Origin of the sequence: Mycobacterium sp. (genome assembly GCF_044370595.1) — a bacterium.
Classification (GTDB): Bacteria; Actinomycetota; Actinomycetes; order Mycobacteriales; family Mycobacteriaceae; genus Mycobacterium.
Genome location: NZ_JBILVF010000112.1, coordinates 1 through 11,381, shown reverse-complemented (window position 1 = coordinate 11,381; position 11,381 = coordinate 1). Strand labels below are relative to the sequence as shown.

At 65.8% G+C, this 11,381-nt stretch carries 9 protein-coding genes and 1 pseudogene; 6 read left to right on the top strand and 4 right to left on the bottom strand.

Features of this window, described 5'->3' with window-relative positions; translation table 11 throughout:
* Positions 1–43: 43 nt before the first annotated feature.
* Together crtI and ADBZ5N_RS13650 are read right to left on the bottom strand one after the other, a co-directional pair.
* Positions 44–1,582 carry a phytoene desaturase family protein gene (crtI, locus tag ADBZ5N_RS13655; RefSeq protein WP_526258184.1) on the bottom strand — a complete coding sequence of 513 codons (1,539 nt, stop codon included), beginning with the start codon at positions 1,580–1,582 and terminating at the stop codon, positions 44–46.
* 25 nt (positions 1,583–1,607) lie between these two features.
* Positions 1,608–2,684, bottom strand: coding sequence for a polyprenyl synthetase family protein (locus ADBZ5N_RS13650; RefSeq protein ID WP_526258188.1), 1,077 nt, complete (start codon positions 2,682–2,684; stop codon positions 1,608–1,610).
* Between the two features lie 252 nt (positions 2,685–2,936).
* Here ADBZ5N_RS13650 and ADBZ5N_RS13645 point away from each other — a divergent pair, with 252 nt between their 5' ends.
* Both ADBZ5N_RS13645 and ADBZ5N_RS13640 read left to right on the top strand, forming a co-directional pair.
* Positions 2,937–3,290 (top strand): hypothetical protein, encoded by a 354-nt coding sequence (locus ADBZ5N_RS13645; RefSeq protein ID WP_526258182.1) that lies wholly within the window; start codon positions 2,937–2,939, stop codon positions 3,288–3,290.
* Positions 3,291–3,300: 10 nt separating this feature from the next.
* Positions 3,301–4,038 carry an SDR family NAD(P)-dependent oxidoreductase gene (locus ADBZ5N_RS13640; protein WP_526258180.1) on the top strand — a complete coding sequence of 246 codons (738 nt, stop codon included), beginning with the start codon at positions 3,301–3,303 and terminating at the stop codon, positions 4,036–4,038.
* A 21-nt stretch (positions 4,039–4,059) separates the two neighbouring features.
* Here ADBZ5N_RS13640 and ADBZ5N_RS13635 read toward each other — a convergent pair whose 3' ends face one another.
* A complete protein-coding gene (locus ADBZ5N_RS13635; RefSeq protein ID WP_526258178.1) occupies positions 4,060–4,395 on the bottom strand; it encodes a DUF732 domain-containing protein in 336 nt (111 codons plus the stop codon).
* A gap of 76 nt (positions 4,396–4,471) precedes the next feature.
* Between ADBZ5N_RS13635 and ADBZ5N_RS13630 the strand changes: the two genes are divergently transcribed.
* The 4 genes from ADBZ5N_RS13630 to ADBZ5N_RS13615 all read left to right on the top strand — a co-directional run bounded on the left by ADBZ5N_RS13630 (position 4,472) and on the right by ADBZ5N_RS13615 (position 10,496).
* A complete protein-coding gene (locus ADBZ5N_RS13630; RefSeq protein WP_526258176.1) occupies positions 4,472–7,432 on the top strand; it encodes an MMPL/RND family transporter in 2,961 nt (986 codons plus the stop codon).
* A gap of 8 nt (positions 7,433–7,440) precedes the next feature.
* A complete protein-coding gene (locus ADBZ5N_RS13625) occupies positions 7,441–7,878 on the top strand; it encodes a DUF5078 domain-containing protein (protein ID WP_526258174.1) in 438 nt (145 codons plus the stop codon).
* Complete coding sequence (locus ADBZ5N_RS13620; RefSeq protein WP_526258186.1) at positions 7,872–8,279, top strand: nuclear transport factor 2 family protein; 408 nt, start codon at positions 7,872–7,874, stop codon at positions 8,277–8,279. Before ADBZ5N_RS13625 ends, ADBZ5N_RS13620 begins: the two co-directional genes overlap by 7 nt.
* Positions 8,280–8,528: 249 nt before the next feature.
* Entirely contained in the window at positions 8,529–10,496 is a 1,968-nt protein-coding gene (locus tag ADBZ5N_RS13615) for a DUF4185 domain-containing protein (RefSeq protein WP_526258172.1), read from the top strand.
* A gap of 339 nt (positions 10,497–10,835) precedes the next feature.
* Here the strand turns inward: ADBZ5N_RS13615 and ADBZ5N_RS13610 are convergent.
* Positions 10,836–11,381: pseudogene (locus ADBZ5N_RS13610) on the bottom strand (GmrSD restriction endonuclease domain-containing protein); the annotation flags it as partial.

Here is an 11,381-nt window from a genome sequence, read left to right as displayed (position 1 = left end):
AATCGCTCATCGGAGATGCCGGCGGCGTGCAATTCGGTGTTGATCATGCCCGTACCTGCTTTTTGTCGGGGTAAATCACCGTTTTCCGCGGCGGGTCGACCGGGCCGGTGATGCGTTCTGCGGCAAGGCGGCCGGAGATCAGTGCGGTCGGCACGCCCACGCCGGGCACCGTCGACCCGCCGGCCAGCACAGCGTTGTCGACACCGCGGACCAGGTTGGCCGGGCGGAACGGTCCGGTCTGGGAGAACGTGTGCGCCAGCGCGAACGGGGTGCCCGCCGTCATCCCCTGGCGTGCCCAGTCGGCCGGGGTGACGACGTCGAGGATGTCGGCGTCACGTTCCAGTCCGGGCAGCAGTCGTTCGGCCGCGGTCGCCAGCATGGAGCGGGCGTAGGCGTCGCCCTCGGCGGACCAGTTGACCTTGCCCACCTCAAGGTTCGGGCAGGGCGCCAGTACGAAGAGCAGATCACGGCCGGCCGGGGCCAGGGTGGGGTCGGTGGCTGTGGGCATGGTGATCAGAAGCGACGGGTCGCTCATCAGCACGCCCTCGTCGATGATCTCATCGAAGGTCGTCGACCAGTTCTCACCGAAGCTGATGTTGTGATGTTCCAACGCACCGTTGACCGAGGGTACCCCGACGTGCATGACCACTGCCGACGGTGAGGGCCGGTACTTGATCGAGCGACGGGGCGTGTGGCCTAGCAGTTGGTAGGTCAGCGGCAACTCGGTGGTGAGAACCACCGCATCGCAGGCGATCCGGTCGCCGGAGTCGGTGCACACCGCGGTCACCCGGGAGCCGGTGCGCTCGAGTTTCGTCACGGTCGAGGAGTAGCGGAACTGAACACCGGCATCGGTTGCGGCCTTAGCCAGTGCCTCGGGAACAGCACGCATGCCGCCGCGCGGGAAATACACCCCGGCAATGGTGTCCATGTAGGCGATCACCGCGTAGGCGGCCAGCGCTTTTTGCGGCGGTACGCCGGCGTAGAGGGCCTGGAAGGTGAAGATCCGCTGCAGACGCTCATCGGTGATGAAGCGGCCGACCATCTTCTCCCACCCTCGGAATCCGCCGAGAGCTGCCAGCCGCGCCAGTTGCGGGCCCAGCAGCGATACCGGCGAATTGAAGTTGGATCCGATGAAGCCGTCGATCTCCGCTTTGTACAACTCGGTCAGCCAACTGCGCAGCCGCCAGTACCCGGCAGCCTGATCCGGACCCGCGAATTCCTCGATGGCAGCGGCCATCCGGTCGCCGTCAGCGTAGACGTCCAGCACGGAGCCGTCGGCGAAGGATGTCCGGTAGGCAGGATCGGACGGCATGAGTTCGAGGTAGTCGCCCATCGAGGCGCCGACCGCGTCGAATGCGTCTTCGATGATGTCGGGCATCGTCAGCACGGTGGCGCCGGTGTCGATCCGGTAGCCGCGGATATCGGCCTGACCTACCCGGCCGCCGGGGAAGTCGTAGCGCTCGACGACGGTCACCGAACGGCCCTGACCGGCCAAGTGCATGGCCGCAGACAGGCCCGACAGCCCGGCGCCCACCACGACGACGTGGTCTGTTCTTCCCGGGATGGTTCGCACGGTGCTCATTGGGGCTCCTTCATTCGGATCATGCTCAAGTGGTTCGCAGGGTGCACACCGCGGCCATGTCGGCCAGCGCGGATTGAGCCCAGTCGTCGATCCGGTCGTCGCTGACGAGGTTGATGGCGACGGCGACGCGTTCGGTAATCAGTTCTTCGATCCAGTCGGGGGCGCCGGTGGCCACGATGAGGTTCCGCCAGTGGTCGATGTCGGAGTCATCGAGTTGTTCGGCGCTCATCAGTTCGCTCAGCTGGCACCGGATCGACGGATCGGCCATGCGGTGGGCGGCCACCACCACGCTGGTGGCCTTGCGTTCGGCGAGATCTCCCCCGGATGGCTTGCCGGTCAGCGCGGGTGAGCCGAAGACACCGAGCATGTCATCGCGCAGTTGGAAGGCTTCCCCGACCGCGCGCCCGTAGGCGCCGAGGGTTCCGATCAGATACTCGCAACCGGCCATCGCCGCGCCGATCTCCAACGGCCGACGGACGGTGTAGTTGCCGGATTTGCGCCGGGCCACATCCAAGACGGTGTCCAGATCCGGGAATGCGCCGGCGTCGTTGGCGACGTCGGCGCTCTGCCCGACGGCAAGTTCGACGCGCATGGCGTCGTAGTGCGGCCAGGCCCGGAACAGGGCCTCAGGCGCGACGCCGCTCTCCCGCATCATCTGATCGGCCCACACCAGACACAGATCCGACAGCAGGATCGCCTGAGCGGCACCGAAACGCTCCGCGGAACCGGCCAGCCCATGGTCCCGGTGCCACTGGCCGAACTGCACGTGCGCCGCGGGGCGGCCGCGGCGTAGCGGCGAATCGTCCATCACATCGTCCTGCAGCAGCGCGAAGGCGTGCAGCAGTTCCAGCCCCGCGGCGGCCCGCAGAGCGGCGTCCGAATGGCTGGCTCCGCAGAGCCAGCCGAGGTACATGAAGGTCGATCTCAGACATTTGCCGCCGTCGACGAACTCGACGAGGACCTCGGGAGCGATGTCGACGCCGGTGCGGCCCAGATGTGGGACGCAGCGGGTTTCCACGAACTCGCCGACGTGGACCAGGGCCCGCCGCCGTACCGCGTTGCGCCAGATCTCCAATTCCACCCGGGGGGACTCGACCGCCAGATCAACGCCGGCGCCACCCCCGCCGCCCGGCGACGTCACGTCGATCGCTCGCAAATGAAAGCTCCTTGTTCCACCGGGTTCCTCGACCGCGGTGCCGATCTCGGCGGTGTTGCTCTCATTCAAGTCGACGCACACCCCCAACACCCAATTGGCAGCGACTTGTTCACGCACGCGTAATGATTGCTCACCGGTTCTAGCTGCGGGCTTGGTGAATCCGGCACGGTCTGGAGCGGCATGGGCTCCAATTGCGGTATGGCCTCTTCCACCGCGGTTGTCGACCCTCGCTCTCCCACCGACAACATCGCGGTCGGGGGCTCGATCGCCACCGCGGGCAGTATCGGCGTCGCCGGGTCCATCGCCACCGCGGGCAGCATCGGCGTCGCCGGGTCCATCGCCACCGCGGGCAGCATCGGCGTCCAGGGCAGTGTGGTGACCGCGCTGAGCGTTCTGATGCGAGACTGCGTGGCCTGCCTGGCATGCCTGAGATGCCGGCGCTGCATCGGCTGCCTGGCCTGCAGTCGCTGCCGCGACTGCTTCGGCTGCGTGGGCTGCTACAACTGCTCGGGACTGCGCAATGCCCGCGGTCTGCGCGACGTGCATGCTTGAGGGGACCCAGATGTCACAGCTGACCGGAAAGGTCGCTCTGGTGACCGGGGCTTCATCGGGGCTCGGCGCTGCGGTGGCGCAGTTGTTCGCCGAACGCGGAGCCACGGTGTTCGGTATTGCCCGCGACACCGCGCGACTGTCGGCGGTGTTCGAGTCCGTGCCGGGTGGAGCTTTCACCGTCGCCGACATCACCGATCCCCAGGCATGCCGGGATGCGGTGCAGCGGTGTGTGGAGCGCTTCGGCCGACTCGACGTTGTGGTCAATGCCGCCGGATTTCATCAGATGCGACACACCGCCGAGGTCTCCGACGAGGACTGGGCCTACGACCTGGCGGCCAACCTGTCGGGTCCGTTCTACCTGTGCCGCGCCGCACTGCCGCACCTGCTCGACGGAGGCAACATCGTCAACGTGGCCTCGGTCGCGGGGTTGGAAGGTGAGGTCTACTCGGCGGGATACTGCGCGGCCAAGCACGGCCTGGTCGGATTGACCCGCGCCCTGGCGGTCGAATTCACCCGGGACCGGTTGCGGGTCAACGTCGTCTGCCCCGGCGGGATGCTGACCCCGCAGGTCACCGAGTTCGCCGCCCCGGCGGATGCCGATTACAAACTGATCATGCGGATTGCCGCGCCACGCGGCTTGATGGAACCGCGGGATGTGGCGACCGTGATCGCTTTCCTGGCCAGCGATGACGCCGCCGCGATTCACGGCGCGGTCTATGCGGTCGACAATGGAAAGCTGGCCGGCTGAACCGGCTACCAGATCAGCGCGCTATTGCGCGGTGTTGCGCAGGACGCCCGCCAGATTGGGGCAGTAAGTGGTGACCGCGGCGCCGAGGAACTGCGCAACCTGGGTCTGGGTGGTCTCGCGGTCCAGGTTTTTGCTGATGAAAGCCATGGAGGCGTAGGCATCCGGGTCCACACCACGGTCAAGTCGCTTGCAGGTGATCTTGCCCAGCCAGGCGTTGTAGTCGCGCTGGCCGTAGATGCCGAATGAATGCAGTTCGTCGGCGAAATCGATGTCGGGGTCGGCGTGGGCCGGCGCAGCTACGGCGACCGCCGCGGCGGCGGTCAGGACCGCCAGCAGGGACCGCGCAACTGTGATCATGCCTTCAGATTCTAGACCGAACAGTTACATAAGCTAATCTCTTGGTCGGTATCGGGTCTAAAGGTCGGAGCCAAAGATGAAGCTGCGGGGGCGAAAGGGTTCCTCACGCGGCGTCGTCATCCCCGTGACCGAGAACACCGCTTCCAACCGCCACGTCGGCGCCCACCCCGCAATCCCCCGCTTCGTCCGGCTGTTCTCCATACCGATCTTGCTGTTCTGGTTCGCTGTGGTGGCTGCACTCAACGTCAAGATCCCCCAGCTCGAAGTGGTCGGCCAGATGCACTCGGTGTCGCTGGCCCCCGACGATGCCCCCTCGCTGCAGGCCATGAAGCGCATCGGTCAGGCGTTCGACGAATTCGACTCCAACTCCTCGGCGATGATCGTGCTCGAGGGCGAAGCACCGCTGGGTGCCGAGGCGCACAACTATTACGACGGACTGGTCGCCGCCCTGCGCGCCGACACCGCCCACGTCCAGAACGTCCAGGACTTCTGGGGCGACCCGCTCACCGCGGCCGGCGCCCAAAGCGCCGACGGCAAAGCCGCCTACGTGCAGCTCTATCTGGCGGGCAATCAAGGTGAGTCGCTGGCCAACGAGTCGGTTGAGGCGGTCCGGACAATCGTCGACCGGTCCTCACCGCCGCCGGGGGTCAAGGTCTACGTCACCGGCCCCGGTGCGATGGCCTACGACCAGCAGCATGCCGGCGACAAAGGTGTCCACAAGATCACCGCTGTCACCCTGGTGGTCATCCTCGGCATGCTGTTGTGGATCTACCGCTCGCCGATCACCGTCGCGCTGGCTCTGGTGATGGTCGCCGTCCAGGTCGGCGCGGCGCGGGGTGTCATCGCATTGCTGGGCTACAACGACCTGATCGGCTTGTCGACGTTCGCCGTCAACCTGCTGACGACGCTGGGCATCGCGGTGGCGACCGACTACGCGATCTTCATCCTCGGCCGTTATCACGAGGCGCGGCTGGCCGGCGAGGACCGCGAGACGGCTTTCTACACGATGTACCACTCCACCGCCCACGTCATCCTCGGCTCCGGCCTGACCATCGCGGGAGCGACCTTCTGCCTGCACTTCACCCGGCTGCCGTATTTCCAGAGCCTCGGTATTCCGCTGGCGATCGGCATGATCGTCGCGGTCATGGCCGCGTTGACGATGGCGCCGGCGTTGCTGACCGTGGGCAGTCACTTCGGCCTTTTTGAGCCGAAAGTGGCTTTGCGGCAACGGGGTTGGCGCCGACTAGGCACCGCGGTGGTGCGGTGGCCCGGCCCCATACTGGTGTCGTCGATCGCCCTGGCACTGGTCGGCCTGCTGGCATTGCCGTCCTATGTGAACGCCTACAACGACCGGAACTATCTGCCGGACGACCTGCCGGCGAACGTCGGCTACGCGGCCGCCGACCGACATTTCCCGCAGGCTCGGATGAACCCGGAACTGCTGATGATCGAAACCGACCGGGATCTGCGCAATTCGGCGGACATGCTCGTCATCGACAAGGTCGCTAAGACCATCTTCCGCGTTCCCGGCGTCGGCCGCGTCCAGGCCATCACCCGCCCGCAGGGCACCCCGATCGAGCACACGTCGATTCCGTTCATCATCAGCATGTCCGGGGCCACCCAGCAGTTGAACATGTCCTACATGCAGGACCGCATGAAGGACATGCTCAAGATGGGCGACGAAATGCAGATCACCATCGACACGATGGAACGCATGTACGGCCTGATGCGGGAGCTCACAGGTGTCACCCACGACATGGTCGGCAAAACCAAGGAGATGGTGGCCACCACCTACGAATTACGGGACAGCATCGCCAATTTCGACGATTTCTTCCGACCGATCCGCAACTACTTCTACTGGGAACCGCACTGCGTCAACATTCCGATCTGCTGGGCGCTTCGGTCGGTGTTCGACACCCTCGACGGCGTCAACAAGCTCAGCGACAACCTCGGCGAGCTGGTGGTCGACATGGATCGACTCGACCAGTTGATGCCGCAGATGCTCACCATCATGCCGCCGATGATCGAGAACATGAAGGCCATGAAGACCACCATGCTGACCATGCAGTCGACCATGGGTGGACTGCAGGATCAGATGGCGGCCATGCAGGAGAACGCCAATGCCATGGGCCAGGCCTTCGACGCCGCCCGCAACGACGACTCGTTCTACCTGCCGCCGGAGGTGTTCGAGAATGAAGAGTTCAAGCGCGGCATGAAGATGTTCATCTCACCGGACGGAAAGTCGGTGCGGTTCATCATCGCCCACGAGAACGATCCCGCCACGCCCGAAGGCCTCGCGCTGGTCGACAAGATCAAGAACGCGGCCTTCGAGGCGATCAAGGGCACACCGTTGGAGGGTTCGAAGGTCTACCTCGGCGGGACGGCATCGGCCTACAAGGACATGCAAGAGGGGGCCAACTACGACCTGCTGATCGCCGGCTTGGCTTCGCTGTGTCTGATCTTCATCATCATGCTGATCATGACCCGCAGCGTGGTGGCGGCGGCTGTCATCGTCGGCACCGTGGCGCTGTCGCTGGGAGCTTCATTCGGGCTCTCGGTTCTCATCTGGCAGCACATCCTGGGGATCCCGCTGCACTGGATGGTGCTGGCGATGTCGGTCATCATCCTGCTGGCGGTCGGGTCGGACTACAACCTCCTGGTGGTGTCGCGCCTCAAGGAGGAACTGTGGGCGGGGGTCAACACCGGGATCATCCGCACGATGGGCGGTTCGGGGTCGGTGGTGACCTCGGCGGGTCTGGTTTTCGGTTTCACCATGGGCTCGATGGTGGTCAGCGATCTGCTGGTAGCCGGCCAGGTCGGCACTACCATCGCCCTGGGCCTGCTGTTCGACACCCTGGTGGTGCGGTCGTTCATGACGCCGTCGATCGCCGCACTGCTGGGTCGCTGGTTCTGGTGGCCGCAGGTGGTGCGCACCCGGCCCGTGCCGCAGCGGTGGCCCTCACCCGCCCCTTCCGGTAGCACCGCCACCGGCCAGTTGGCCGGTCAGTTATCCGCCGCCCAGCAGGGAGGATCATGATGACAGGTATGCGGATTCTTCAGGCGTTGGCCGCGCTGGCGATCACGTCGACCGCGCTGGCACCCGCGGTCGCCGGGGCCGACGCGACCGATGATTATCCGATCCCCAATCGGATGATCAAGACCACCTGTGACGCCGAACAGATCATGGCCGCAGCGCGCGATGTCGAACCGATCTACTACGAGCGCTTCATGATCGACTACAACAACAAGTCCCCGCAGGTTCAGCAGGCGGCCCGGGACTACATCCACGGATTCTTCGCCAAGACCCCCGCTGAGCGCCGCGCCTGGTCGGAGGAGTTGGCCACCAACATCTACGCCGATCCGCTGGCCTTCCAATGGCCCAACCACGCCAAGCTGTGGTTCAACAACAAGGGTGTGGCGGCCAATACCACCGATATCTGTAATCAGTACCCGCCGGGCGACCTGTCGCTGTGGTCCTGGTGAGCATCGGTGCGGGCACGGTCCCGCCGGTGATCGAACGCTGGCTGCAGGTCATCGAGAACGGCGAGACCGCCCAACTCGACGACATGCTCGCCGACGACGCGGTGTTCTACTCCCCCGCCGTGTTCACTCCGCAGCGCGGACGTGCGACGGCCGTGGCCTACCTGCGGGCCGCTGAGCACATGTTCTCCGGGAGCGACTTCCGCTACGTCAACACGTGGTTCGACACCCACTCCGCCGTCCTGGAGTTCACCGCCGAGGTTGACGGGATCACCGTCGAGGGCATCGACATGATCCACTGGAACGACGCCGGCACGATCACCTCGGTCAAAGTGATGATCCGCCCGTTCAAGGCCCTGCAGGCAGTGATCGGGCGGATGGCCGAGCTGCTCGCGGGCCGCTAGTTCCCGAGTTGCCTACCCGCGGTCTGACGGTTCGCGGATTTGCTGGCACGGACGTTCGCGCCGCCCGCCCCATCTTCCCGCACCGTCATACCCCCAGAAGTCGCCACCATTCCTGCGTCACGGCTTGGACGTGGCACTGGCCAACCTGTGAATTTTGTGAGTAAAGTTGAAGCAATTCCGGTGCCGGGTCGCCCACGCTCCAGGTTTGCCAGACCAGGCACCAACCGTTAGCCCCAGGAGTATGTGTCGATGAGTTCCGCCAAGCACGCCGCTACACACATAGGCCGGGTCGGCGCACTGGCCGTCGCATTGGGGATCGGGGCCGCGATGGCCTCCGGCACGGCCTGGGCCAGTCCCGCCGACGCCTCTGAGACTGGATCCACCGGGCGCAACTCCGAGCAGTCGGCGTCGTCGGACCCGACCTCGGCCTCCGCTGGGCCGACACGGCGGGGCACCCGGGCGTCAAACCCCGCGCGCAGCACCCGCGCCGTGACGCCTCGGCCGGCCGCCGCGGAGCGACCGGTGAGCAATGACAGCCCGGTGGACGACGCACCGGTCACCAAGCCCGCACTTAGCGCAACCAAACCACTGGCTTCGGCTGAACCGCAACAGATCTCACCGCCGGTTATCGCCGCTCAGGTTTCACCTGCGGCCAGCCTGCCGCCGGTCACCGTGCCTGCACCAACGGCGTCGCTGAAGTCGGCCCCGGTCCCGGCCGCAGTGGTCGCCCCGTCGGCCTTGCCGACCGTCGTCGTTCCGGTCGCCGTTACCGAAGTCCCCGTCGCGGTCGCCGCCCCCAAGGCAACCCTCGCCGCGCCGCGACTGGCCTCGCGGCTGCTCTCAGCGGTCGGCCTGGCGCCGATCGCCGGCAGCACGGGCCCCGGTGCGGTGGACTCCCCGGCGCTGTGGGCGCTTCTGGGTTGGACCCGGCGCGACGCCGGGCGGACCGGCGTGCGAACGGCCGCAGCACAGAGCGCACTGCCCAGTGCCACCGTTGCCACCGCTGTGGTGACCACCCCGACCAGGCTGCCCTCGACACCGCTGGGCTGGGTGACCGGGCAGCGCAACACGGCGTTCCCCGGCTTGACGTGGCCGCAGACCAACAACACCCGGTGGGCCAACATCTACGGCACCGACCTGGGCATCATGTGGTTCAACGGCGTCAACGGCAAAACCCAGCTGGCCTTCGGTGACACCTTCTCCGGCCCGAACATGACCGGGGACTGGCGCTCCAATGTGCTGCTGCTCAGCGAGGACACCAACCTGACCGACGGCCTGAGCCTGATCAACACCGGCCCGGCCTTCCAGTTCATCCCGGCCGCCCGCGGCGAGGTGTTCTTCATCGGCTCGGAAGTCACCAACATCCCGACCTCGGCGATCTACGCGAACAACAACAACTACGTCAACTACATGTCGGTGAAGTCCTGGGACTCCCCCGGACGCTGGACCACCAACTACTCGGCGATCTCCCAGTACGACCCGGCCACCGACAAGTGGGTGCTGCAGCGCAGCACCATCCGCCCGGCGGGGGTGTTCCGCGCGCAGAAGGCCTACAGCGCCGGTGATCAGAACTTCCAGCAGATGGCCTACGTGCTGCAACCGGAAAGCAAAGTCGTCGCCGGTGAACCCCGGTACGTCTACGCCTTCGGCACGCCCGCCGGCCGCGCCGGTTCGGCCTATCTGTCGCGGGTCCCGGAGGGCGAGCTGACCAATCTGCGCAAATACGAGTACTGGAATGGCAACCGGTGGGTCGGTGACCAGTCCCGCGCCGAGGCGATCATCGGTGACTCGCCGAACTCACCCGGTCTGATCGGGTGGGCAATCGACCTGGCCAACAACCCGAACTTCTTCGGCGGCTATATGGCCGGCTTCACCGGCGCCAAGACCGGCGGCAACGTCAGCGAGATGAGCGTTCAGTACAACAAATACCTCGACAAATACGTGGTGCTCTACGGCAACGGCGCTAACAACGTCATCCTGCGTACCGCTGACACCCCCGAGGGGCCCTGGTCGGACCCGATCACCATCGCCACGTCGGTGCAGTATCCGGGGCTGTACGCGCCGATGATCCACCCGCTGTCTGGCACCGGCGAACTCACCGACGGCAACGGCGATTCCGACATCAGCAACCTGTACTGGAACATGTCGATTTGGAGCAACTACAACGTGGTGCTCATGCAGACCGATCTAGCTCCGCTGGCGGTCACGCCGGTCTAGACTATCGAGGTCCTTCGGCCGTCCTGATTCGCCGCACATGCCGACGACGAAGCGGGATAGTTCCTAACCGTGATTCCGCTCCAATAGGGGGTGCCAGGGTGGACGGCTCATCATCCAGCAGGCGGTTCGCGGCGGCTGCGTTCATGGTCGGCGCAAGCGTAGTTCTGTCGGTCGCGGTCCCCACTCCAGCGGTCGCAGAACCCCCCGGGCCATCTGATTCACCGTCTGATTCACGGGGACTGCACCGGATGGACCAGACGCTGGCCGGGGCCTACCGGTACAACGCGGTGGTATCGGCGGCCGACGGCTCGTTATGGAGCGTCCTGTAGCCGGTGCTTAGCAGTCCGACAGCACCCGGGCGATCGCGTCACGCTCGGCCTGGGTCACCCACAGCCGGTAGGCGGCCTTGACCTCGACGATGCGGCTCACGAAGGTGCAGCGGTAGGCCTTATTGGGCGGCAGCCAGGTGGCGGAGTCCCCGTCGCCCTTTTCCTGGTTGACCCAGCCGAGGGTGGCCTGCAGATTACGCGGGTCGTTGGCGAAGTTGCGTCGGGTGAACTCATCCCAGAATTGGGCTCCGGTCTGCCAGGCTTCCGACAGTGAGACGATGTGGTCGACTTGGACTTCCGCGGAGGTTTGGGGCCCGCGCTGGAACGCGAAGCTGGTGCCGGTGTAGGGGTCGTTGAGGGTTCCGCTGAGAACGGCACACCCGTTGGAGCCGGGCTTGAGCAGCACGTCGACGAGGTCGCGGCGCAGCATGTCGTTGCGGGTGTCACATCCGTTGCGCCCGCCGGCGACGGTGACGTCGTCGGACCAGGCGTCGCCGAACTGGCTGCGGTCATACCCGGTCTTCGGCGCCCGGCCCTTGGTCTCCAGGGTGCCCAG

Bases quoted from the DNA above. Each gene is read 5' to 3' on its own strand.
- ADBZ5N_RS13640 (WP_526258180.1), top strand. From the start codon at position 3,301: ATGTCACAGCTGACCGGAAAGGTCGCTCTGGTGACCGGGGCTTCATCG.
- ADBZ5N_RS13625 (WP_526258174.1), top strand. From the start codon at position 7,441: ATGCGGATTCTTCAGGCGTTGGCCGCGCTGGCGATCACGTCGACCGCG.
- ADBZ5N_RS13645 (WP_526258182.1), top strand. From the start codon at position 2,937: ATGGCCTCTTCCACCGCGGTTGTCGACCCTCGCTCTCCCACCGACAAC.
- ADBZ5N_RS13615 (WP_526258172.1), top strand. From the start codon at position 8,529: ATGAGTTCCGCCAAGCACGCCGCTACACACATAGGCCGGGTCGGCGCA.
- ADBZ5N_RS13635 (WP_526258178.1), bottom strand. From the start codon at position 4,395: ATGATCACAGTTGCGCGGTCCCTGCTGGCGGTCCTGACCGCCGCCGCG.
- ADBZ5N_RS13630 (WP_526258176.1), top strand. From the start codon at position 4,472: ATGAAGCTGCGGGGGCGAAAGGGTTCCTCACGCGGCGTCGTCATCCCC.
- crtI (WP_526258184.1), bottom strand. From the start codon at position 1,582: ATGAGCACCGTGCGAACCATCCCGGGAAGAACAGACCACGTCGTCGTG.